Annotated in this window: 20 protein-coding genes and 2 pseudogenes; 17 read left to right on the top strand and 5 right to left on the bottom strand. The window is 67.5% G+C overall.

Translation table 11 applies throughout. The features are described 5' to 3' along the window. The first annotated feature begins 101 nt into the window (after positions 1–101). The 3 genes and pseudogenes from KF903_RS02925 (at position 102) to KF903_RS02915 (ending at position 4457) form a co-directional block, all read left to right on the top strand. Entirely contained in the window at positions 102–530 is a 429-nt protein-coding gene (locus KF903_RS02925; protein ID WP_291210775.1) for a helix-turn-helix domain-containing protein, read from the top strand. Beyond that, positions 527–1456 (top strand): annotated as a pseudogene (locus tag KF903_RS02920) (site-specific integrase); the annotation flags it as partial. The gene KF903_RS02925 and the pseudogene KF903_RS02920, both read left to right, overlap by 4 nt. A 40-nt stretch (positions 1457–1496) precedes the next feature. After that, positions 1497–4457 (top strand): Tn3 family transposase, encoded by a 2961-nt coding sequence (locus KF903_RS02915; RefSeq protein ID WP_291210773.1) that lies wholly within the window; start codon positions 1497–1499, stop codon positions 4455–4457. Between the two features lie 6 nt (positions 4458–4463). On the opposite strand, the gene KF903_RS02910 is transcribed toward KF903_RS02915, so the two are convergent. The 3 genes from KF903_RS02910 to KF903_RS02900 are packed head-to-tail and all read right to left on the bottom strand — an operon-like array spanning position 4464 to position 5331. Next, positions 4464–4685 carry a GDCCVxC domain-containing (seleno)protein gene (locus tag KF903_RS02910; RefSeq protein WP_291210770.1) on the bottom strand — a complete coding sequence of 74 codons (222 nt, stop codon included), beginning with the start codon at positions 4683–4685 and terminating at the stop codon, positions 4464–4466. Next, positions 4678–4965, bottom strand: coding sequence for a cation transporter (locus tag KF903_RS02905; protein ID WP_291210769.1), 288 nt, complete (start codon positions 4963–4965; stop codon positions 4678–4680). Before KF903_RS02905 ends, KF903_RS02910 begins: the two co-directional genes overlap by 8 nt. 9 nt (positions 4966–4974) lie before the next feature. Next, positions 4975–5331 (bottom strand): mercuric transporter MerT family protein, encoded by a 357-nt coding sequence (locus tag KF903_RS02900; protein ID WP_291210767.1) that lies wholly within the window; start codon positions 5329–5331, stop codon positions 4975–4977. 6 nt (positions 5332–5337) lie between these two features. Here KF903_RS02900 and KF903_RS02895 point away from each other — a divergent pair, with 6 nt between their 5' ends. Further along, on the top strand, positions 5338–5796 hold the full coding sequence (locus KF903_RS02895) for a MerR family transcriptional regulator (RefSeq protein ID WP_291210766.1): 459 nt from the start codon (positions 5338–5340) through the stop codon (positions 5794–5796). Between the two features lie 17 nt (positions 5797–5813). On the opposite strand, the pseudogene KF903_RS02890 reads toward KF903_RS02895, so the two are convergent. Beyond that, a pseudogene (locus KF903_RS02890) lies at positions 5814–6194 on the bottom strand (AAA family ATPase); the annotation flags it as partial. Between the two features lie 196 nt (positions 6195–6390). Between KF903_RS02890 and KF903_RS02885 the strand changes: the two are divergent. The 8 genes from KF903_RS02885 to mgtA all read left to right on the top strand — a co-directional run bounded on the left by KF903_RS02885 (position 6391) and on the right by mgtA (position 17879). Continuing rightward, on the top strand, positions 6391–7647 hold the full coding sequence (locus KF903_RS02885; RefSeq protein ID WP_291210764.1) for a lipoprotein-releasing ABC transporter permease subunit: 1257 nt from the start codon (positions 6391–6393) through the stop codon (positions 7645–7647). A 143-nt stretch (positions 7648–7790) separates the two neighbouring features. Then, on the top strand, positions 7791–8537 hold the full coding sequence (gene lolD / locus KF903_RS02880) for a lipoprotein-releasing ABC transporter ATP-binding protein LolD (RefSeq protein ID WP_291210762.1): 747 nt from the start codon (positions 7791–7793) through the stop codon (positions 8535–8537). 9 nt (positions 8538–8546) lie between these two features. Beyond that, positions 8547–10883: a DNA internalization-related competence protein ComEC/Rec2 gene (locus KF903_RS02875; RefSeq protein WP_291210760.1), complete on the top strand. Its 2337-nt coding sequence runs from the start codon at positions 8547–8549 to the stop codon at positions 10881–10883. A gap of 116 nt (positions 10884–10999) precedes the next feature. Next, the gene (locus KF903_RS02870; protein WP_291210759.1) at positions 11000–11671 is read left to right on the top strand and encodes a MotA/TolQ/ExbB proton channel family protein; all 672 of its coding nucleotides are present in this window, start codon (positions 11000–11002) and stop codon (positions 11669–11671) included. A gap of 8 nt (positions 11672–11679) precedes the next feature. Then, complete coding sequence (locus KF903_RS02865; RefSeq protein ID WP_291210757.1) at positions 11680–12111, top strand: biopolymer transporter ExbD; 432 nt, start codon at positions 11680–11682, stop codon at positions 12109–12111. Then, entirely contained in the window at positions 12108–13889 is a 1782-nt protein-coding gene (msbA, locus tag KF903_RS02860; RefSeq protein ID WP_291210754.1) for a lipid A export permease/ATP-binding protein MsbA, read from the top strand. Before KF903_RS02865 ends, msbA begins: the two co-directional genes overlap by 4 nt. Positions 13890–13992: 103 nt before the next feature. Next, entirely contained in the window at positions 13993–14982 is a 990-nt protein-coding gene (lpxK, locus tag KF903_RS02855; RefSeq protein ID WP_291210752.1) for a tetraacyldisaccharide 4'-kinase, read from the top strand. Positions 14983–15194: 212 nt separating this feature from the next. Beyond that, entirely contained in the window at positions 15195–17879 is a 2685-nt protein-coding gene (mgtA, locus tag KF903_RS02850) for a magnesium-translocating P-type ATPase (RefSeq protein ID WP_291210751.1), read from the top strand. Between the two features lie 189 nt (positions 17880–18068). Here mgtA and KF903_RS02845 read toward each other — a convergent pair whose 3' ends face one another. Further along, positions 18069–18326 (bottom strand): hypothetical protein, encoded by a 258-nt coding sequence (locus KF903_RS02845; RefSeq protein WP_291210749.1) that lies wholly within the window; start codon positions 18324–18326, stop codon positions 18069–18071. A gap of 268 nt (positions 18327–18594) precedes the next feature. On the opposite strand from KF903_RS02845, the gene ykgO reads away from it, so the two are divergent. The 5 genes from ykgO to KF903_RS02820 all read left to right on the top strand — a co-directional run bounded on the left by ykgO (position 18595) and on the right by KF903_RS02820 (position 22481). Further along, positions 18595–18720, top strand: coding sequence for a type B 50S ribosomal protein L36 (gene ykgO, locus KF903_RS02840; protein ID WP_029213509.1), 126 nt, complete (start codon positions 18595–18597; stop codon positions 18718–18720). Between the two features lie 173 nt (positions 18721–18893). Further along, a complete protein-coding gene (locus KF903_RS02835; RefSeq protein WP_291210738.1) occupies positions 18894–19262 on the top strand; it encodes a hypothetical protein in 369 nt (122 codons plus the stop codon). Further along, positions 19262–20302, top strand: coding sequence for an agmatine deiminase family protein (locus KF903_RS02830; protein ID WP_291210736.1), 1041 nt, complete (start codon positions 19262–19264; stop codon positions 20300–20302). Before KF903_RS02835 ends, KF903_RS02830 begins: the two co-directional genes overlap by 1 nt. Positions 20303–20365: 63 nt before the next feature. Further along, entirely contained in the window at positions 20366–21250 is an 885-nt protein-coding gene (locus tag KF903_RS02825; protein ID WP_291211158.1) for a carbon-nitrogen hydrolase, read from the top strand. Between the two features lies 1 nt (position 21251). Next, positions 21252–22481 carry a TraB/GumN family protein gene (locus KF903_RS02820; protein ID WP_291210734.1) on the top strand — a complete coding sequence of 410 codons (1230 nt, stop codon included), beginning with the start codon at positions 21252–21254 and terminating at the stop codon, positions 22479–22481. Positions 22482–22527 lie beyond the last annotated feature (46 nt).

Genomic DNA, 22527 nt, shown 5'->3' with positions numbered 1-22527 from the left:
GGGAAATGGGCAGCCGCGAGAGAAGGTGCCGGTCCCTGAGTTGGCACCGGAGCAAGTGCAGCGTAAAGTCCGTAATAGCTACAGAGTCAAGCGGGATGCACATGAAGATCAGTGAAGCCGCCGCCGCCAGCGGTTGCCACCTGGAAACCATCCGTTACTACGAGCGTGTCGGGCTGATGCCGCCGCCGGCACGAACCGCGAGCGGCTACCGCGCCTACCGCCCGGCCGAGGTGGAACGGCTGCGCTTCATCAGCCGCGGGCGCGAACTGGGTTTCAGCCTGGAGGAGATCCGCAGCCTGTTGCGGTTGGAAGACGACTCCAAGATGTCGTGCGGCGATGTCGATGCGATCGCACGGACGCACTTGGCTGACATTCACCTGCGGATCGACGAACTCCAGCGCATGGCCATGGAACTGGAACGTGTGATCGCCCAGTGCGCCGGCGGCGAGCGCGAGTGCTGCACCATCCTCCATGCGCTGCGGGACACGGGAATCGTCTCAAAGCGCGACGTTGCCCGGTGCCGCGTATGACGCTGGACCGGTACCTCGAAGCCGCCACGCGCGAGAATACGCGACGGAGCTATGCCTCAGCGGTGCGGCATTTCGAGGTCGAGTGGGGTGGTCATTTGCCGGCGACCGCTGACAACGTCGCCCGTTACCTGGCCGAGTACGCCGGCCAACTGGCTACCAACACACTCAAGCAACGTCTGGCGGCGTTGGCGCAGTGGCATACCGAACAGGGCTTCGTCGATCCGACCAAGGCGCCCTTGGTGCGCAAGGTGCTCAAGGGCATTCAAACCCTCCACCCCTCGGTCGAAAAGCAGGCCGAACCGCTGCAGTTGACCCGACTGGCCCAGGTGGATGATTGGCTTGGTACCGAGATTGCAGTTGCGTGGGAACGCGATGATTGCGCAGATGCACTCCGCCTTCAGCGTGATCGCGCCCTGATCCTCCTCGGCTTCTGGCGGGGCTTCCGCGGCGACGAACTGATCCGCGTGCAGGTCGAACACCTGCGCCTGGTGCCCGGTGAAGGCATGACCTGTTTCCTGTCGCGCAGCAAGGGGGATCGCCAAGCCATGGGCAATACGTACAAGGTGCCGGCGTTGTCGCGCTTGTGTCCGGTGACTGCGACTGCTGAATGGATTGCCGCGGCCGACTTGATACAGGGGCCGGTGTTCCGCGGTGTCGATCGCTGGGGCCACGTCAGCGAGACGCCGCTGCATCCGAACAGTTTGATTCCGCTGCTGCGCCGCCTGTTCAAGGCCGCCGGCCTTCCCGATGCCGAGGACTACAGCAGCCATTCCCTGCGTCGCGGTTTCGCTGGATGGGCCAACGCCAACGGGTGGGATGTCAAGGCGCTGATGGAGTACGTCGGCTGGCGCGACGTGCACTCGGCCATGCGCTACCTCGATGGCGGCGACCCATTCGCCCGCCAGCGCATCGAGGCTGGCCTGCCAGCGCCGACACTTCCATCCCCATGACCGACTAAGGACCTGCATGGCGTCGATCGAGCGGACCGCGTACCCACAATTCAAGCGCAACCCGGTCGTCCGGGAACTGGTCACGGCCTACACGCCGACCGACGCCGAATTGGCTTTCATCACCGATAGCGCCCGGCAACCCGGCCATCGGTTGACCTTGGCCCTCCTGCTCAAATCCTTCCAGCGACTGGGCTACTTCCCGGCAATTGATGAAGTGCCCGCCGCGGTCGTCCGCCACCTTCGCAATGCCTTGCGGTACCGGGTCCAGGTCAAGCCCGCCGACATCGCGCCGAACAAGCGCTACCGCTATTTCCAGCGCATCCGGACCTATCTGCAGGTTCGCGCCTACGCCGATGGTGGCCTGGACGTGGCGGCACGCGCCATCCACCAAGCCGCGGCCGTCATGGACAATCCGGCCGATCTGATCAACGTGGCGATCGAGCAACTCGTGCGCGACCGCATCGAGCTCCCCGCGTTCTCTGCGCTGGATCGTTTGGCGCGCCGGATTCGGACCCTGGTCAACGGTCGTTACTTCGCCCTCATCGACGCCCGTCTGACGGTGGACGAGAAGCAACGGCTGGACGATCTTCTGGTCGTCACCGATGTTCGCACCAAGAGCCTACTGCAGGCCATCAAGCGCTTGCCCAAGCGCTCGTCGCTGCAGCACTTCCAGGAACTGATCGATCATATCGCCCAGTTAGGCGAGCTGGTAGGCGACGAGCAACATCTGGCGGAGGTGCCAGAACTCAAACGCAAGCACTTTGCTGCCGAGGCCCGGGCGCTGGACGCCGCCGAGCTGCGCGATTTCGGCCCGGCTAAGCGACACGCGCTACTACTGTGCCTGATCCACCGCGCCCGCGTGCAAACCCGCGATGACCTGGCGGAAATGTTCATCAAACGCATGGGCAACATCCACAACCGCGGTAAAGAGGAACTGGAGCGGCTGCATGCGCGCTACCGCGAGAAGACCGAGGCCATCGTGGCCACGATGTCGGATGTGATCCAGGTGCTCGATCGCCATCCTGGCGACACCGACGCGGGACGGGAAATCCGCCGCCTGGTCAACACGCGCGGGGGCGCCCAGACCCTACAGGCCGATTGCGAGGCCATCGCCGCCCACAGCGGTGACAACCATCTGCCGTTGCTGTGGCCTTTCTATAAGAGCCACCGCGCCACCATCCTGCGCATGGTGCGCAGGCTAGACCTGGAATCCACCACCGAAGACCGTTCGTTGATGGATGCTATCGAGCTGATCCTGTCGCAGGAGCGTGCCCGCGGCGATTGGCTCGATGAACCGGTCGATCTGGCGTTCACGACCCATCTCTGGCGAAAGACCATTACCCGCCGCACCGAACAGGGAGAGGAACGCATCCATCGCCGCCTGTTCGAGGTGTGCGTGTTCTCCTCGCTGGCCAACGAACTGAAATCCGGCGACGTGGCTGTACGCGGCTCGGAAACCTACGCCGACTACCGCCAGCAGTTGCTGCCTTGGGAGCAGTGCGAGCCGCTGCTGGACGACTACTGTCGCCAAGTAGGCTTGCCGGCCTCTGCGGTGGGATTCGTCAATGCGCTGCAGAGCAAGCTGATGCAGGTTGCAGACCTGACCGACCAGGGTTATCTGGAGAACGGCCAGGTGATCATCGACGACGACGGGTTGCCGGTGCTCAAACGCCACAAGGCCAAGGACATGAGCCGCGGTGCTCGCGCCTTGGAAACCGCGATCCTCGACCGCCTGCGCGAGCGCAGCGTCATCGAGATCCTGTGCGACGTGGCCCACTGGACCGGCTGGCCGCGGCATTTCGGACCGCTGTCCGGATCCGACACCAAGATCGACCAGCCGACCGAGCGCTACGTGCTGACGGCGTTCACCTATGGCTGCAACCTTGGCCCGGCCCAAGCCGCACGGCACCTGCGTGGCGCCGCTTCCGCGCACATGCTGTCGTTCGTCAATCGCCGGCACGTGGATGCGAACAAGCTGGCAGCGGCCTGTCGCGACATCATCAACAGCTATGCCGGCCTGCAACTCCCAAAACTCTGGGGTGACGGGAAGCGTGCCGCGGCCGACGGCACCAAGTACGACCTGTACGACCAGAATCTGCTCGCGTCATACCACATCCGTTATGGCGGCTACGGCGGCATTGCCTATCACCACGTATCTGATACCTACGTGGCGCTCTTCAGTCATTTCATCCCTTGCGGTGTGTGGGAAGCGGTGTACATCATCGACGGGCTGTTGAAGAACACCTCTGATATCCAACCTGACACCGTCCACGCCGATACTCAGGGCCAATCGTTGCCGGTGTTTGGGCTGTCGCATCTACTGGGCATCCAGCTGATGCCGCGTATCCGCAATTGGCGCGACTACCGGTTCTTCCGTCCGGAGGAGGACAGCCGCTACGAGCACATCGACGCGCTGTTCCGGGAAGACGTGGACTGGGATTTGATCGAGACCCACTGGAAGGATCTGATGCAAGTGGTGCTGTCGATCAAGTCCGGCAAGATCGCGGCGTCGACACTGCTGCGCAAGCTTGGCAACTACAGCCGCAAGAATCGGCTGTACCAGACCTTTCGGGCTCTGGGGGCCGCGGTACGCACGTTGTTCCTGCTGCAATACATTTCCGACCGCGAGCTGCGCGAGCAGATCACCGCCTCCACCAACAAGGTCGAGGCCTATAACGGATTCTCCAAGTATTTCTTCTTCGGCGGAGAGGGCGTGATCGCCGATAACGATCCGCTCGAGCAGGAGAAGGCAGTCAAGTACAACGACCTGGTCGCCAACGCCGTCATCTTCCATAACGTGGTCGAACAAACCCGCATCATCAAGACGCTTATACGGGCTGGCTGGAAGATCACCCAGGAGGACGTGGCTACGCTCAGCCCCTACGTGACCAGTCACGTGAAGCGCTTCGGCGATTACCTGATCGACGTGGACGATCTTCCGGAACCGTACGAAATCGAGCTGGCCCTGATTGCGTAGCGGGATTCAGCCTGTATGGCCGCAGCAGGAACTGTGTTGCTGGATAGGCGGGCACGGCACCGTGCCGAAGGAGCAAAACACACAGCAATCGCCTGTTTTAGGATGCAGGAGCGTGTGGCAGGCGGAGCACTCATAGAAGAACTGGCACGCCGTGGTGGGCATGGTTTCGGTTGCCTGGTGCCCGCATGCAGGGCACGTAAGCGTACTTTGCAGCTGCGTCTTAGCCACCGTTCGCGCTCACCTTGGCCGGAAAGCCGGCGTTGGTGATGGCTTTCGCGATAGCAGCCACGTTGGTCCGCTCGGCATCGAACCCCACCGACACGGTGGCGGCTTTGGCATCAATACGCTTCGTCGTCACACCCGGTACCGCGTCCAACGCCTTTTCGATCGTGATGTTGCACGCTGGACAAGTCATGTTCTCCACCTGCAGGACTACCTGCTTTGGAGTAGCCGCCCAAGCCAGGCCCATCCATGCCGTGAGTACCAGACTGAGAAGGATCTTGTGCATGTGGGACTCCTACAGGAACCAGCCGATGTAGTAAGGGAAGAGCAGCAGTAGAACGATCAGGCCAGTGGCGAACCACAGCCAGCACCGCTGGCGTTGCAATCGCATGGGATCGACGCAAATGCCATCGATGTGGCAGCGTCGGGTTGGACCATAGAGCCTCCAGAACGCCCAGCCCAGGCACACCAACGTGGCCGCGCTGAACCACGGGCGCCAAGCCTCCAGTGCAGTGAGATTGGAGATCCAGGCGCCACTGATACCCATCAGGACCAGCACCAAGGGCACGACACAGCACACGGACGCGCCGATAGTCGCGACGGCAGCTCCTATGAGGGCAGGGAGGGAGGAATGCGCGGGGCGTAGGGCCATACCCGCATGGTAATCTCCGTACCTAAGTACGGAGTCAAGTGGATGGCTGCTGGCGCAATGACGATCAGCCGGCTGGCTGCAGCCGCCGGCGTTCATGTGGAAACAGTCCGCTACTACCAGCGGCGAGGTCTGCTGCCAGAGCCTAAGCGCCCCATGGGCAGCGTGCGGCGGTACGGTCCAGACGATGTCGGCCGGCTTCAGTTCGTCCGCCGGGCACAGGCGATGGGGTTCAGTCTCGACGAGATTGCGGGGCTGCTGGCGGTCAAAGGCCAGCGCGCCTGCGAACAGACTCGCCACCTGACTGAACTGAAGTTGGCCGAAATACGACGGCGACTAGATGACCTACGACAACTGGAAGCCGACCTTGAGCATTTGGTGGATGAATGTCGCCATGCGGCGACAGGCGCTCCGTGCCCGACGCTCGATCTGCTAGCGCAGCCGGTGAAGAAGAAAAATGTCGGCTAAGTTATTGCATTGAAAGAACTATTATAGGTTCGTGGGGCATTTTTACACGTATCTCGGCTGAACCCCAGCAACAGTTGGGTGAACAAGGGACCGCGATGGAATTCGAAGCGCTTGTTTTCGCGCTCGTAGATGCCCACGCCGATGATGTCGGCCGGCAGCAGGTCGGAGGTGAACTGGATGCGCTGGAAGCTCAGGCCGAGCGTTGCCGCCAGCGCATGAGCGAGCGTGGTCTTGCCCACGCCGGGAATGTCCTCGATCAGCAGGTGCCCGCCGGCGAGCAGGCAGACGAAGGCGAGCCTGACTTCGCGTGGCTTGCCCAGCACGACCTGGTTGACCTGGGCGAGCGCGCGGGTCAGGGCATCGCGCAGGACGGGGGTGAGGCCGCTGGAGTCATTCATGGACGAGTCAATATGGGCGGATCGGCAGGCAGACAATACGGCATGCGCGATCTTCCTACATCACGCCGCGCCGGTGGCCGACTTGCCGCGCCCGCGCGCATGCGGCACTCTGCGCCGCCGTCGTCGCATCGCGCGTACGTCGGCCTGTCTGCCCCGCCGTGCGCGCGAGCCAATGCGCGCTGAGGATCGCCGCCGCATGTTCCGCCCACTGGAAGTGTTCATCGGCCTGCGTTACACGCGCGCCAAGCGCCGCAATCACTTCATATCGTTCATCTCGTTCGTGTCGGTGCTCGGCATCGCAGTCGGCGTGACGGCGCTGATCACCGTGATCTCGGTGATGAACGGCTTCGACGGCGAACTCAAGCAGCGCATCCTCGGCATGGTCGCGCATGCCACGATCGAGGGCGTCGACAGCTCGGTGCGCGACTGGCCCGGCGCGATCGCGATCGCCAGGCGCAATCCGCACGTGGTTGGCGCAGCGCCCTATGTGGAAGGACAGGCGCTGATCCAGGGCACCCGCTCGAGCGGGGCCTTGGTGCGCGGCATCGAGCCCGCCCTCGAGCAGCAGGTGTCGGATGTCGGCAGCCACATGGTGGCCGGCAAACTCGATGATCTCGTCGAAGGCGGCTTCGGCATCGTGCTGGGGCAGGAATTGGCCCAGACACTCGGCGTCGGCATCGGCGATTGGGTCGTGGTGTACACGCCAAGTTTCAGCGTCACGCCGATCGGCGCGCTGCCGCGCAGCAAGCGCATGCGCGTGGTCGGCCTGTTCGCGGTCGGCATGCAGGAATACGACTCGGGCCTCGCGCTCATGCAGATGCATGACGCGCAGGTGCTGTATCGCCTCGACGGCCCGACCGGGATCCGCCTCAAGCTCGACGACATGTTCCGCGCCTACGCGGTGGCGCGCGACATCGGCCGCGAACTGAGTGCCAACCTCGGCAGCAACTATTACCGCGTCAGCGACTGGATGCAGGGCCACAGCAATTTCTTCAAGGCCGTGGCGATGGAGAAGAAGGTGATGTTCCTGATCCTGTCGCTGATCGTGGCGGTGGCCGCGTTCAACCTCGTCTCGACGCTCGTGATGCTGGTGCAGGACAAGCAGGCCGACATCGCGATCCTGCGCACGCTGGGCCAGAGCCCACGCAGCGTGATGGCGACCTTCATGGTGCAGGGCATCCTCGTCGGTACGCTCGGCATCGCGCTCGGCGTGCTGTTCGGGGTGCTGCTCGCGCTCAACCTCAGTTCGCTCGTGCAGTGGATCGAGCAGACCTTCCACGTCACCTTCCTGTCGCCCGACGTGTACTACATCAGCGAGCTGCCGAGTGACCTGCACTGGGGCGACGTGGCCTGGATCACGGTGACGGCCTTCGTGTTCTGCGCCCTCGCCACGCTGTATCCGGCGCGGCGCGCCGCGCGCACGCAGCCGGCCGCGGCCTTGCGGTATGAGTAAGCAGAGACCGGGAGGCGGCCAGTGAAGCTCGCTGTCATGCACGAACAGGCATCGACCATCACGCCGCGATGGCCGCGAAGCCAGGCCCGCGCCAGGCGCCAGCGCGTCGCTCGCGCATGGGGCCGCTGCGCAGGGGCGGCGCCATGACCACGACCGCGGCCACCGCCACCGCGCGCACGGCGCCGCAGGTCGCCGCCGCCGAGGTCGTGCTGCGCGCCACCGGCGTGGCCAGGACCTACGAGGAAGGCAAGCTGCGCACCGAAGTGCTGCGCGAGGTCAATCTCGTCGTCCACCGGGGTGAATCGCTTGCCATCATCGGCGCCTCGGGATCGGGCAAGAGCACGCTGCTACACATCCTCGGCGGCCTCGACACCCCCAGCGCCGGCGAGGTCAGCGTCACTGGCCAGACCATGTCGCGGCTGTCCGATCGCGCGCGCGGCGAGCTGCGCAACCGCGCCCTCGGTTTCGTCTACCAGTTCCATCACCTCCTGCCCGAGTTCACCGCCCTGGAGAACGTCTGCATGCCGCTGCTGATCCGCGGCAGCGCGATCGCGACGGCGAGCGCGCAGGCTGCGGCATTGCTGCAGCGCGTGGGACTCGGTGCGCGGCTCGAACACAAGCCCGGCGAGCTGTCGGGCGGCGAGCGTCAACGCTGCGCGGTGGCGCGCGCCCTCGTCACGCGCCCGGCCTGCCTGCTCGGCGACGAACCCACCGGCAATCTCGACGAGGGCAACGCGGCGCAGGTCTACGAGCTCATGCTCGAGCTCAAGCAAGAAATCGGCACCGCGCTGGTGCTGGTCACCCACGACGCCAAACTTGCCGCCCGCGCCGATCGCGTGGTCGAACTGCGCGGCGGCTCGCTGCACGATGTGACACGCGCCAGCGGGTGAACCACGGCCATGGGCAGGAAGCCGCCAGCCAGTCCCCGCGCGCTGCCGCTGCTCGGCGCCGCCGGCGCCTTGGCTGCGGTTGCCGGCGTGCTTGCGGTGCATGCCCTGCCACAGTTGCCGCCACGCTGGCTCGACCTGGTGCTCGGCGCGATCGCGGTGCCGTTGCTGTGGTTGCCGCGCGCACGTCTGCTCGGGCTGTGTCTGCTCGGCTTTGCCTGGTGTGCGCTGCGCGCCGACCTGGCCCTCGACGCGCGCCTGCCGCGCGCCGAGGAAGGGCACGACTTCGTCGTGGTGGGGCAGGTCGAGGGCCTGCCGTTGCGGCGCGAGGATGCCACGCGCTTTGCGCTGCGCGTGGAGCAGGCCGAACGCGACGGACGCCGCGTGCCGCTCGCTGGCCTGCTGCGGCTGTCGTGGTACGACGAGGTCCCGGCGCAGCTGCGCGCCTGCAGTCGCTGGCGCCTGCGCCTGCGCCTCAAGCGCCCACGCGGCCTCGTCAACCCGGGCGGTTACGACAGCGAACGACAGGCGCTCGAGCGCGGCGTCGTCGCGGTCGGTTACGTGCGCGATGACGCTGTCAACGCGGCACTTGGCCAGCGCGCCTGGTGCGTCGATGCGCTGCGCGAACGCTTGGCCGGCGACATCGCGGCACGCGTCCCGGATGCGCACGATGCCGCGCTGCTGCAGGCATTCGCGATCGGCGACACCCGTGGGCTCGACAACGAGGACTGGCGCGTCGCCCGCATCAACGGCATCCCGCATCTGATCGCCATCTCGGGCTTTCATGTCGGCGTGGCCGGCCTGTTCGGCGCGGCGCTGGCGTGGCTGGCCTGGCTGCTGCACCCGCCGCTGGGCCTGCGCGTGGCGTTGCCACAGGTGCAGGCGCTGGCGACGCTGGCCAGCGCAACCGCCTACGGCGTGCTCGCCGGCGGCAGCCTGCCGACCTTGCGCACGCTACTCATGATCGGCGTGTTCGCGCTCACCCGCCTCCTGCGCCGCAACGCCAGCGGCGCGCACACGCTGGCACTGGCCATGCTGGCGATCCTGGTCGCCGATCCGCTGGCGACGCTGGCGCCCGGTTTCTGGCTGTCCTTCGTCGGCGTTGCTTTCCTCATGCTCTGCATCGTGCGCGGGCCGCGTTCGCTGCTGGGCTTCCTGCACGAACTGTCGAGCGGTCAGATCGTGATGACGGTGGCGCTGTTGCCGCTCGGCATCTGGTTCTTCGGCGAGGCGTCGCTGGTCGGCGCGCTGTCCAACCTCATCGCGGTGCCGCTGGTGAGCTTCGTCATCGTGCCGCTGTGCCTGGCCGGCACGCTGGCCTTGCTGCTGGTGCCGGCACTGGCCACGCCACCGCTGCTGCTGGCTGCCTGGTTCTCGCACCAGCAGTGGCGTCTGCTCGAATGGGCCGCCACCTGGCCGGCGGCGCATGGCTATCTGCCGGCGCCGGCACCATGGGCGCTGCTGCTGGCGATGCTCGGCGCGGCCTGGCTGTTCCTGCCGCGCGGCGTGCCGGCACGCGCACTGGGCCTGCTGCTGTTCCTGCCGCTGCTGCTGCCGGTACGCCCCACGCCACCGCCCGGCGGCTTCGAGGCGGTCGTGCTCGATGTCGGCCAAGGCCTGGCGGTCATCGTGCGCACCCAGCGCCACACATTGCTCTACGACAGCGGGGCGCGTTTTGCGTCGGGCTTTGATCTGGGCGAGGCGGCCGTGCTGCCAAGTCTGCACGCACTGGGCGTGCGCAACCTCGACCTGCTCATCGTCAGCCACGGCGACAACGATCATGCCGGCGGCGCGCCGGCTGTCGTGCGCGCATTCGCGCCGCCGCAGGTGCTGGCCGGCGAACCCGATCGCGGCGAGGTCGCGGCCCAGCCGTGCCGGGCGGGGCAGGGCTGGAACTGGGATGGGGTCGAGTTCCGCATGCTCGGTCCGAGTGCGGACGAACCGGCCGCCGCCAGCAGCAACGACCGCTCCTGCGTACTGCTCGTCACCGCCAGCGGCGGGCGCCTGCTGCTGCCCGGTGACATCGGCGCGGGCGCCGAGGCCGGCATCGCGCCACGGGTCGGCGAAGGCCCGGCGCTGGCCCTCGTGGTGCCGCATCATGGCAGCGCCGGATCATCGAGCGCCGCCTTCCTCGCCGCGCTCGCACCGCGGCTGGGGTTGGTATCGGCTGGTTGGCGCAACCGCTTCCACCATCCCTCACCGCGCACGCTGGCGCGCTATGCCGCCGCTGGCGTCAGCCTGTCCAACACCGCGCAGGATGGCGCCATCACGCTGGCGCTGGCCGGTGCCGGGCCGCCGCGGATCACGCGGCGCGAGCGCGAGCGGCAGCGCCGCTACTGGCGCGAGTGAACCGTGCCGGGGTCGCCACGCGGCAGGGGCTGATTGCGCCGACGGCACTGGTATCATCGCTGCGGTCGGCGCGCCATCGGCGCGGCGATGACCGATCGATTGGACAAGGGTGTGGCGTGCTTGAACTCCTGATTGCCGGCGGCTGGGCCATGCTGCCGATCCTGTTCTGCTCGGCGATCGCGCTGGCGATCATCCTCGAGCGCTTCTGGACCCTGCGCCGCAAGGCGATCGTGCCGGCCGGGCTCGGCGACGAGGTGCGGCAATGGGCGCGCTCGCGCGCGCTCGATCCCGGCCATCTGGAAGCGCTGCGCGCCAACTCGCCGCTGGGCGAACTGCTGGCCGCGGCGCTGACCGTGCGCAACCGGCCGCGCGAGGTGATCAAGGAACGCATCGAGGATACCGGCCGCCATGTGGTGCACCGCCTCGAGCGCTTTCTCAACACCCTCGGCACGATCGCGCTGGTGTCGCCGCTGCTGGGCCTGCTCGGCACCGTGTTCGGCCTGATCCGCATGTTCCTCGCGGTCATGGTCAGCGGCGTGGGCGATCCGATGAAGATGGCCGGCGGCATCGGCGAGGCGCTGGTGTGTACCGCGGCCGGCCTGTGCGTGGCGATCCCGGCCTACGCCTTCCACCGCTACTTCCGTGGCCGCGTGCAGGATCTCGTGGTCGAGATGGAACGTCAGGTGTTCCTGCTCACCGACGAGCTGACCGTGGCCGGCGAGAGCACTGCCGCGGCGCCGGTTGCGGCGCCGCGCGTGGCCGCGCGACCCGCCGCAGCCAAGGCCTGAGGCCGCCCATGCGCATTGCAGCGGGGCGCCGCGAGGACGACTTCGAGATCAACGTGATCTCGCTGATCGACGTGCTGCTGACACTGCTCATGTTCTTCGTGCTGACCACGACCTTCGTGCAGCACTCGCGCATGCAGGTCACGTTGCCACAGGCCGACACCCACGACAGCGACGTCGCGCGCGAAGCCTTCGTGATCCTGATCGACCGCGACGGGCGCTACTACATCGACAGCAACGAGGTGCTCAATCCCGGGCTGGATTCACTCAAGGAGAGCATCGAACGCTTTGGCGGCGACAATCGCGCCCGCCCCGTGATCCTGCGCGCCGATGCCCTGACGCCGCACCAGGCGGTGGTGACGGCGATGGATGCGCTGGCCCAGCTCGGCTTCACGCACCTGTCGATCGCCACCACGCAGACGCCGGCCGCGGCGGCCAAGTGAGCGCACCGCGCGCCGCGCTGCGTTCGGGTCTGGCGCTGTATGCGCGGCTGCTCGGATACGCGCGCCGCTACTGGGTGCTGGCGCTGCTGGTGGTGCTGGCGATGATCGTCGATGCGGCCTGCATGGGCCTGTTCGCGCAGTCGATCAAGCCGATGCTGGACGACCTGTTCGTGGCCCACGATGCACGCATGATCCTATGGATGCCGATCGTGATCGTGGCCATCTTCCTCGTGCGCAGCATCGCCGTCTACACCACCGACTACGGTACGGCCTACATCGGCCGAGGCGTGGTCCAGCAGTTGCGCCAGCAGGTGTTCGACCAGTACCTGCGCCTGCCGAGCGACTTCTTCGCCAGCGAGCCGTCGGGCCACCAGATCGCGCGCATCACCTACACGGCCGAGCAAGTGGCGCAGGCATCCACCGACTCGCTCAAGGTGGCCGTCGTCGACGGTCTCAGCGTGATCTTCTACGTGCTGGTCATGCTCAATGCGAGCGTGCCGCTGACCCTGACGTTGCTGGTCATGGTGCCGCTGGTCGGCACGCTCGTGGTCTACGTCGGGCGCCGTTACCGGCGCATCAGCCGGCGCATTCAGGCCTCGATGGGCACCGTCAGTGGAGTGGTCGAGGAGACCATCGCGGCGCAGCGCGAGGTCAAGGTCTACGGCGGCCAGGCCTACGAATCGGCACGCTTCAACGCGGTGTCGGAACAGACCCGTGTGCTTGGCGTCAAGGTTGCCGCCACCAATGGCCTGGCCAGTTCGCTGGTGCAGCTCATCGCCGCGATCTCGCTCGCCCTCATCGTGTTCTTCGCCACCCGACCGGGCATGTTGAGCACGCTCACCCCCGGCGCCTTCACGGCCCTCATCATGGCGATGGGCGGCATCCTGCCTTCACTCAAGCGCCTGACCACGGTGCAGGCGAACCTGCAGCGCGGGTTGGCCGCAGCCGACGAGATCTTCGCGCTGATCGATCGCGCTCCCGAAACCGACGCCGGCCACATCGAACTGACGCAGTGCCGCGGCGACCTGTCGCTGCGCGAGGTCGGCATGGTCTATCCGGGCGCGTCCGGCGCGGCACTGCACGCGGTCAGCATCGATTGCCCGCGTGGCAGCGTGACGGCGCTGGTGGGACGCTCGGGCAGCGGCAAGTCGACCTTGGCCAGCCTCATCCCGCGCTTCCACGAACCCGGCAGCGGGCAGATCCTGCTCGATGGCGTGCCGTTGCCCCACTACACGCTCGCAAGCCTGCGCCGGCAGATCGCCTGGGTCGGGCAGGGCATCACGCTGTTCGATACCACGATCGCGCGCAACATCGCCTATGGCGCGCTCGACGGCGCCAGCAGGGCCGACATCATCGCCGCGGCCGAGGCCGCCAACGCGATGGAGTTCATCCGCGCGCTGCCCGAGGGCATCGACAGCCGCATCGGCGAAGGTGGCGCGCTGTTGTCGGGCGGCCAGCGTCAGCGCATTGCGATCGCGCGTGCGCTGCTCAAGAACGCACCGATCCTCATTCTCGACGAGGCGACCAGCGCCCTCGACACCCAATCGGAACGGCTGATCCAGGATGCGCTGCAGCGTCTCATGCGCGACCGCACCACACTCGTCATCGCGCACCGGCTGTCGACGATCGAACACGCCGATCGCATCGTCGTGCTCGACGCCGGGCGCGTGGTGGAGCAGGGCACGCACCGCGAGCTCATCGCCCGCCAGGGCCACTATGCCGCGCTGCATCGGTTGCAGTTCCGCGACAACGGTGCAGCGCCGCTGGCCAGCGATTGAGCGGCCTGCCGCCAGCGCCGCGGCTGCGGCAGGCCCTGCGCAGGCAGGGTCTCGGGTATCGTGACGGCCCGGAATGAACCACGTGCGAGCAGCAAGCGACAGCATGGACCTGGCTCAGCGCCTCAACCGCATCTGGTACGAGTCGGCCGCCGTGCCGTGGTGGCTGGCGGCGCTGGTGCCGGTGTACCGCGCGCTGGCGGCGCTGCGGCAACTGCCGTACGCGCTCGGTCTGCGCCGGCCTGCGCGCATCGGCGTGCCCGTGGTCGTGGTCGGCAACCTCGTGGTCGGCGGCAGCGGCAAGACGCCGCTCGTGATCGCGCTCGTCGCGGCCCTGCGCGAGCGCGGCTGGCGACCTGGCGTGGTGAGCCGCGGCTATGGCGGCAGCGCGCGTGTGGCGATGCGCGTGGACGATGCGACGTCGCCGACGCTCGCCGGCGATGAGCCCTGCCTGATCCGCCGGCGCTGCGGCGTGCCCGTTGCGGTAGGGCGCAACCGGGCCGAGGCGGCGCGCCTCGTGCTGGAGCAGGGCGCCGACGTGGTGATCGCCGACGATGGCCTGCAGCATCCGGCCCTGGCCCGCGACATCGAGATCTGCGTCATTGACGGCCGGCGCCGCTTCGGCAACGGGCGCCTGTTGCCGGCCGGTCCCTTGCGCGAGCCGCTGACACGCCTGCACGAGGTCGATTTCCGCGTCTGCAACGGCAACCAAGCGCATGCTGGCGAGATCGGGATGCAACTGGTCGGCAGCCAGGCCGTGCCGTTGGCGGGCACGGCGCCACCGCGGCCAGTAACCGACTTCGCCGGCCAGCGCGTGCATGGCGTCGCGGCGATCGGGGATCCGGCCCGCTTCTTCGCCAGCCTGCGCGCGGCGGGACTCGAGGTCTGCGAGCATGCCTTTGCCGACCACCACGCCTTCGCCGCCGCCGACCTCGACTTCGGCGACAACCTGCCCGTGCTCATGACCGAGAAGGACGCCGTCAAATGCGCCGCCTTCGCGCGCGCCGGGCATTGGTACGTGCCCATCACGGCGCTGCTGCCGGCAGCGCTCGCCGATGCCGTGAGCACGCGGCTGGGTGGCGGGAAAGCTGCCTGAAAGCACCGCTTTGCACAATCGGCAGGCGCGGCGGTGACGGCATTGGCCAGACCGGCGACCGAGCGGGCGTCGTCGACCGCAACCGTCCTGGACGAAGTCGCGCTGCCACCTGCCATCGCTGGCCCCGCGCGGGCTGCGCCGCCGCATCGGCGCGCACCCGGATCGAGGATCAAGCGGCAGCGTCCATGCCCCTGTCGCAGCGAGGACTGTCCATGCCCAGGCTCCCGATCAGGGCCATCGTCGCGGCTGCGGCGAGCACACCGGTCACGTTGCGTCTGGGGGCGACGGCACCTGCCGCGCCGACCGCGCAGCCGCTGCTCGAGTTCGCCCGCCTTGATGCACCGGCCGTGCTCGCGCGCCTGGGTGTCGACGGCAGCGGCCTGGATCCGGGCGAAGTCGCCGCACGACTGCAGGAAGCAGGCCCCAACGTCATCGCGCAGGAACGCAAGCGTCCGCTGCTGATCGAACTCACGCTGCGTTTCGTCACCAATCCGATCAACGTGCTGCTGAGCGTACTCGCGGCCGTGTCGTGGCTGAGCGACGACCTGGTCGGCGCGATCATCATGATGGCGATGGTGTCGATGTCGGTATTCCTGTCCCACTATCAGGAATCGCGCACCGGCAAGGCGGTGGAGAAGCTGCGCCGCATGGTCAGCAACACGGCCAGCGCGCGACGCAAGCCAGGTGCCGACGCGGCCGATGCCGCAGCGCTGGCGCAGCGCACCGAAGTGCCGATCGAACAACTCGTGCCCGGCGACATCGTGCAGCTGTCGGCCGGCGACATGATCCCGGCCGATCTGCGCCTGCTCGCGGCCAAGGACCTGTTCGTCAACCAGGCGGCGCTCACCGGCGAATCGATGCCGGTGGAGAAGTTCGCCGAAGCCGATGGCGCGGCGAACACGCCGCTGGAGGCGCGCAACCTGTGCTTCATGGGCAGCGACGTGATCAGCGGCAGCGCCAGCGGCATCCTGCTCGGTACCGGCGCCCGCAGCTACTTCGGCGCCCTCGCCGGATCGCTGGTGGGGCAGCGCGTGCCGACCAGCTTCGACAAGGGCGTGCGGCGCTTTGCCTGGCTCATGATCCGGTTCATGGCGGTGATGGTGCCGCTGGTGTTTCTCATCAATGGCGTGGCCAAGGGCAATTGGCTCGAAGCACTGATGTTTGCCGTTGCGGTGGCAGTGGGACTGACGCCCGAGATGCTGCCGATGATCGTCACCATCAACCTCGCCAAGGGCGCGCTGGCGATGGCGAAGAAGGACGTCATCGTCAAGCGTCTCAATGCCATCCAGAACTTCGGCGCGATCGACGTCCTGTGCACCGACAAGACCGGCACGCTGACCCAGGACCGCGTGATCCTCGAACGTCACGTCGACACCACCGGCCACGACGATGCGGCCGTGCTCGAATTCGCCTGGCTCAACAGCCACTACCAGACCGGCCTCAAGAACCTGCTCGACGTGGCCGTACTCGGCGCCGCCGACGCCGACACCTGCCAGCGCCTGCAGAGCCACTACACGCTGGTCGACGAGGTGCCGTTCGATTTTTCGCGCCGACGCATGTCGGTGGTGGTGCGCGATCCACACGGGCGGCACTTCCTCATCGCCAAGGGTGCGGTGGCCGAACTGCTCGACAACTGCACGCGGCTGCACCGCGCCGGCGTCGATACGCCATTCGACGCCGACGCCGCCAGCCACGCGCGTGACGTGGCGCGCGACTTCAACGACGATGGCTTCCGCGTCATCGCAGTCGGCATCCGCGAGGTCACAGCCAAGGCCGCCTATTCGATCGCCGACGAATCCGCGCTGACGCTGATGGGATTTCTCGCCTTCCTCGATCCGCCCAAGGACAGCGTGGCCGACGCGATCACCGCGCTGCATGCGAACGGCATCGCGGTGAAGGTGCTGACCGGCGACAACGACACCGTGACGCGCAACGTGTGCCGCCAGGTCGGTTTCGACGTGCAGCGCCTGCTGGTCGGCCCCGAGATCGACCAACTCGGCGACGAGGCGCTGACCGCCGCGGTGCGCGACACCCAGGTGTTCGCGCGGCTCAGTCCGCAGCAGAAGGTGCGCGTGGTGGAGGCGCTGCACCGCGGCGGCCACGTGGTCGGCTTCCTCGGCGATGGCATCAACGACGGTCCCGCGCTGCGCGCCGCCGATGTCGGCATCTCGGTCGATACCGCGGTCGACATCGCCAAGGAATCGGCCGACATCATCCTGCTCGACAAGAACCTGCGCGTGCTGGAAGAGGGCGTGCTCGAAGGCCGCAAGGTATTCGGCAACATCCTCAAGTACATCAAGATGACCGCCAGTTCGAGCTTCGGCAACATGTTCAGCGTGCTCGGCGCGAGCCTGATCCTGCCGTTCCTGCCGATGGCACCGGTGCAGATCCTGCTCAACAACCTGCTGTATGACTTCTCGCAGACGGCCGTGGCCAGTGATGCCGTCGACGAGGAGTATCTCGCGCAGCCGCGGCAATGGGACATGCGCTCGATCACGCGCTTCGTGCTGTGCATCGGCCCGGTGAGCTCGATCTTCGACTATGCGACGTTTGCGCTGCTGTGGTTCGTGCTCAAGGCCAACACGCCGGCGCAGGCGGACCTGTTCCAGACAGGCTGGTTCATCGAGTCGCTGCTGTCGCAGACCCTCATCGTGCATGTGATCCGTACCGGCAAATTGCCGTTCGTGCAGAGCAGGGCCAGCCTGCCGCTGACCGTCACCGGCATCGCGGTCTGCGTCGTCGGCGCGCTGCTGCCGTACTCGTCGCTCGCCGATGAATTCGGCTTCCGGCCGCTGCCGGGGGCGTATTGGCTGTTTCTCGTGCCGATTCTCGCGGCGTACATGGCGCTGACACAGGTCGTGAAGAGCGCGCTGGCGCGCCGGTTCGGTGCGCTGTAGGCGTTCAGCGGCGCGCCGCGGGCACGTTGCGCCCGCGCCAAGGTGATGCCGGCGACGACGCTGGGCGAGGGTCGTCGACCCGGGGTACCGGCCGCGGCGAACCATCGGGGTAACGATCGCCAAGCGTTGGGCGGCTGATCGTATTTGACATAATATACATACGCCATCTTTTAGGCGCATACAGGGTAGTCACCAACAGCGCAGCGCCGCCTCGGCCCGCCGCAGCGCCGCCGCCGAGACCGTGCCCTCGAGCTCGTCGTCGCGCGTCTGCAACGAGTGCAGCAGATTGCGCGTGCGCACCACGGTGTCGATGATGCGCGCGCGCTGCGCCAGCTCTTCGGCGCTGAGCTTCGCATACACCGGCCTGATCGCGGTGCAACTGGCGCGTGTCGCCTGCAGGCGGCGCAGCGCCGCCATGACCTCGTTCAATGATCGTTCGCTGTCCATGGTCATTCCCGCTGACTGGCGCCTGCGACTGGCCTGGCGATCGCTGCCGCCACAGCCCAGTCCACACGGGCCGCGCCAGCAGCCACCGTGCCAGGTCATGCTCGGCGCGCGGCAACCGCCAAGCCATCGTCATCCGCCGTGATCGTTTGTAGGAAATCGCCGACAGCGTGCCGGCCACCCACACCCGTGCGCGCGGGGCTTCCATTTTCCGAGCATATTCAAGTAGAATCCCGCGTTTCCCGTTCCGTATTGCGTTGCGAGGCGTCCCATGAAAGTGCTGTCGTCCCTCAAGTCTGCCAAGAGCCGCCATCGCGACTGCAAGGTCGTGCGCCGCCGTGGCAAGGTGTTTGTGATCTGCAAGAGCAACCCGCGGTTCAAGGCGCGCCAGCGCTGAGCGCCTGGTGTCACGGGTTCACGCAAAAGGGCCGCATGCGGCCCTTTTTGCTGCCCGAAGCGTGCCGTTCGCCGCATTCCTTGCGCGGGACGATGGAATCCGGCGGCCGCTTCTGCTACAAAGCGCAAGGCCCGTGGTCCGAGGCTTTCCCTTGATTGACAAGGAGTTGAAGCATGATCCGCAAGTCCATTCTGATGACGCTGCCACTCCTCGTCGGCGCGCTGGCGATGCCGCTGGCGCAGGCACAGGACGCCGCCGTCGCCACTGACACGGTCAAGGCGGCGCCGGCTGCGAAAAAGCCGGCCCGTGCGCGCCACCATCGTGCGCCAGCCGACACCGGCAGCAGCGTGCCCACGCGCGGCATGAGCATGGCCCAGGTCGAACGCCGCTTCGGCGCACCGGTCGACAAGCTGCCGGCAGCCGGCGGCGATGCGCCGAGGCACCCGACGATCAACCGTTGGCGCTATGCGGGCTACACCGTGTACTTCGAACGCAACCACGTGATCCACACCGTGGTCGACGCGGCCAACCCGACGTCCTGATGACCGCGCAGTCCTGGCGCCTGCCTGCGGAGTGGGAAGCGCAGGCAGCGGTCGTCATTGCCTGGCCCCATGCCGCCACCGACTGGGGCCCGCGCCTGTCGCGCATCGAAACCGCCTACACCGCGCTCGCAGCCGCCATTGCGCGCTTCGAACCCGTGGTGCTGTGCGTGGCCGATGCCGAGGTGCAGGCGCGTGCCAGCCAGCGGCTGACCGCGGCCGGCGTGGCGCCGCAGCGCCTGCGCTGGGTACTGGCGCCCTATGACGACACCTGGTTGCGCGATTCGGGGCCGCTCACGCTGGTCGCCGACGGCGCACGCGAGCTGCTCGACTTCCGTTTCACGGGCTGGGGCGGCAAGTACGGCGCCGACCGTGATGACGCGCTGGTCGGCCGGCTCATCGCCGCTGGCCTGTTCGCCGGCGGCACGCGCCATCGTCGCATCGACTGGGCGCTCGAAGGGGGCGCAATCGAATCCGACGGTCGCGGCAGCCTGCTGACCACGCTGCGCTGTCTTGCGCAACGGCATCCTGATCTGTCGCGCGCACAGCTCGACCGCACGCTGTGTGACGCCTTCCATGCCGAGCGCGTGCTGTGGCTCGAACACGGCTATCTGCAGGGCGATGACACCGACGCCCACATCGATACCCTCGCCCGCTTCGCGCCGGACGATGCGATCGTGTTCCAGTCCTGCGACGATGCGGGCGACATCCACCACGCCGAGCTGGCGCGCATGCACGCCGAACTGGCGGCGCTGCGCACGCCGGCGGGGCACCCCTATCGCCTGCATGCACTGCCGTGGCCGCGCCCGATCCACGACGGGGAACGGCGCCTGGCGGCGTCCTATGCCAACTACCTCATCGTCAACGGCGGCGTCATCATGCCGGCCTACGCCGATGCTGCCGATGCCGCCGCGCAGGCCGTGGTGGCCGCCGCGCATCCGGGGCGCGAGGTCGTTGCCGTCGATGCGCGCGAGCTCATCTGGCAGAACGGCAGCGTCCACTGCCTGACCATGCAGTTGCCAGCCGGCACGCTGGCGGCCTAGCAGCCTGCGCGGCGGCGATTCGCGCTACCATCGACGATTGTCTTGTTGCTGGACCCGATGGCGATGGCACACACACTCAAGGCCGCGCTGCTGCAGGAAATCGACCGCGGCAGTCGCGAGGCCAACCTCGACGCGATCGAAGCCGGCCTGCGCCGCGCCGCGGCCGCCGGCGCCGAGCTCGTGCTGCTGCAGGAGCTGCACAACGGCCCCTATTTCTGCCAGCAGGAGAGTGTGGCCGAGTTCGACCGTGCCGAGCCGATCCCCGGGCCGAGCACGCAGCGCCTTGGCGCGCTGGCCGACGAACTCAAGCTCGTCGTCGTCGCCTCGCTGTTCGAGCGGCGCGCGGCCGGCCTCTACCACAACACCGCGGTCGTGTTCGACCGCTCCGCGCAGATCGCCGGCCGCTATCGCAAGATGCACATTCCCGACGACCCGGCGTTTTACGAGAAGTTCTACTTCACGCCTGGCGACCTCGGCTTCGAGCCGATCGCAACCTCGCTCGGCAAGCTCGGCGTGCTCGTGTGCTGGGACCAGTGGTATCCGGAAGCGGCGCGCCTGATGGCGCTGGCCGGCGCCGACATCCTGCTCTACCCGACCGCGATCGGTTGGGATCCGGCCGACACCGCTGCCGAGCGCGAGCGCCAGCGCGACGCCTGGATCACGGTGCAGCGCGGCCACGCGGTCGCCAACGGCCTGCCCGTGCTGGTCTGCAATCGCACCGGCTTCGAGGCCGCACCCGACGGCGGACGCGGCATCGCGTTCTGGGGCACGAGTTTCGTGGCCGGGCCGCAGGGTGAATTCCTCGCCCGCGCCGGCAGCGAGGCTGCCGAACTGCTGCTGGTCGAGATCGATCTGGCGCGCAGCGAGGACGTGCGCCGCATCTGGCCGTTCCTGCGCGATCGCCGCATCGACGCCTATGCCGACCTCACACGCCGCTACCGCGACTGACATGACCGACACCGCCGCCGAAGTGGCCACCGGGACCGACGACGTGCTGGCCGCGCAGCCGCTGGCGCGCGTCCAGCGCGATGGCGTGGAATATGTCCTGCTCGGTACCGCGCATGTCTCGCGCGCGAGCGCCGATGCGGTGCGCGAGATGCTGACGCGCGAATCGTTCGACGCGGTCGCGGTCGAGCTGTGCCAGGCGCGCTACCAGTCGATCCGCAACCCCGAGGCATTCCGCAATCTCGACCTGTTCCAGGTGATCCGGCAGCGCAAGGTCGGGCTGGTCGCCGCCAATCTCGCACTGTCGGCCTTCCAGCGCCGCCTCGCCGAACAGTTCCACATCGAGCCGGGGGCCGAGATGAAGGCGGCCATCGACGGCGCCGAGCAACGCGGCCTGCCGCTGTGGCTGATCGACCGCGAGATCGGCACCACGCTCAAGCGCGCCCATCGTGCGGTCGGTTTCCTCGACCGCATGGCCATCGTCGGCGGACTCGGCGCGAGTCTGCTCACGCGCGAAGAGGTGAGCGAGGACGAAATCGAGAAGCTCAAGCAGGGCGACCTGCTCGGCAGCATGTTCAACGAATTCGCGCGCGAATCGCCGCCCCTGTACGAGGCGCTGATCGCCGAGCGTGACCGCTTCATGACCGCGCAGTTGCGCCGGCACGCCGGCGACGGCAGCCCGCGCAAGGTGCTCGTCGTGATCGGCGCTGGCCATCTGCGCGGCATCGAGCACGAACTGCTCGCACAGCGCGATGCGCCGCAGCCGCTGATCGAGCGCCTGGCGACCACGCCGCCGCCCTCGCGTTGGCCGAAGGTGCTCGCCGCCATCGTCTTCATCGTCATCGCCGGCGCGATCGGCTTTGCGTTCACGCGCGGCGCCCGCGCCGGCACCGACGCCCTGCTCGCCTGGGTGCTGTTCACGGGCGGCTTCGCCGCGCTCGGCGCGATCGCGGCCGCGGCCCACCCGCTGAGCGTGCTGGCGGCATTCATCGCCGCCCCGCTCAAACCGTTCCGGCCCGGCATCCCGGCGTCGGCGATCAGTGCCGGCGTCGAGGCCTGGCTGCGCAAGCCGCGGGTCGCCGATTTCGACGCCTTGCGCGACGACGTCGCCCACTGGAGCGGCTGGTGGAAGAACCGCATCGCACGCACCCTGCTCAATTTCATGTTCGTCACGCTCGGCACCGTGCTGGGCGAATACACCGCCGGCATCCACATCATCCGTACCCTGTTCTGAGCCGCGCCGTCCGGCCCGCGAAGGGCTGCTCCGGCCAACGACCCTG

Source organism: Dokdonella sp., assembly GCF_019634845.1.
Lineage (GTDB): Bacteria > Pseudomonadota > Gammaproteobacteria > Xanthomonadales > Rhodanobacteraceae > Dokdonella_A.
The sequence above is the reverse complement of the archived record's forward strand: the minus strand, read 5'-3'. Positions and strand labels throughout refer to the sequence as shown.

Bases quoted from the DNA above. Each gene is read 5' to 3' on its own strand.
- KF903_RS02905 (WP_291210769.1), bottom strand. From the start codon at position 4,965: ATGCACAAGATCCTTCTCAGTCTGGTACTCACGGCATGGATGGGCCTG.
- KF903_RS02835 (WP_291210738.1), top strand. From the start codon at position 18,894: ATGATCCGCAAGTCCATTCTGATGACGCTGCCACTCCTCGTCGGCGCG.
- ykgO (WP_029213509.1), top strand. From the start codon at position 18,595: ATGAAAGTGCTGTCGTCCCTCAAGTCTGCCAAGAGCCGCCATCGCGAC.
- mgtA (WP_291210751.1), top strand. From the start codon at position 15,195: ATGCCCAGGCTCCCGATCAGGGCCATCGTCGCGGCTGCGGCGAGCACA.
- KF903_RS02820 (WP_291210734.1), top strand. From the start codon at position 21,252: ATGACCGACACCGCCGCCGAAGTGGCCACCGGGACCGACGACGTGCTG.
- lolD (WP_291210762.1), top strand. From the start codon at position 7,791: ATGACCACGACCGCGGCCACCGCCACCGCGCGCACGGCGCCGCAGGTC.
- KF903_RS02895 (WP_291210766.1), top strand. From the start codon at position 5,338: ATGGTAATCTCCGTACCTAAGTACGGAGTCAAGTGGATGGCTGCTGGC.
- KF903_RS02900 (WP_291210767.1), bottom strand. From the start codon at position 5,331: ATGGCCCTACGCCCCGCGCATTCCTCCCTCCCTGCCCTCATAGGAGCT.
- lpxK (WP_291210752.1), top strand. From the start codon at position 13,993: ATGGACCTGGCTCAGCGCCTCAACCGCATCTGGTACGAGTCGGCCGCC.
- KF903_RS02830 (WP_291210736.1), top strand. From the start codon at position 19,262: ATGACCGCGCAGTCCTGGCGCCTGCCTGCGGAGTGGGAAGCGCAGGCA.
- KF903_RS02825 (WP_291211158.1), top strand. From the start codon at position 20,366: ATGGCACACACACTCAAGGCCGCGCTGCTGCAGGAAATCGACCGCGGC.
- KF903_RS02875 (WP_291210760.1), top strand. From the start codon at position 8,547: ATGGGCAGGAAGCCGCCAGCCAGTCCCCGCGCGCTGCCGCTGCTCGGC.
- KF903_RS02865 (WP_291210757.1), top strand. From the start codon at position 11,680: ATGCGCATTGCAGCGGGGCGCCGCGAGGACGACTTCGAGATCAACGTG.
- KF903_RS02885 (WP_291210764.1), top strand. From the start codon at position 6,391: ATGTTCCGCCCACTGGAAGTGTTCATCGGCCTGCGTTACACGCGCGCC.
- KF903_RS02915 (WP_291210773.1), top strand. From the start codon at position 1,497: ATGGCGTCGATCGAGCGGACCGCGTACCCACAATTCAAGCGCAACCCG.
- KF903_RS02925 (WP_291210775.1), top strand. From the start codon at position 102: ATGAAGATCAGTGAAGCCGCCGCCGCCAGCGGTTGCCACCTGGAAACC.
- KF903_RS02845 (WP_291210749.1), bottom strand. From the start codon at position 18,326: ATGGACAGCGAACGATCATTGAACGAGGTCATGGCGGCGCTGCGCCGC.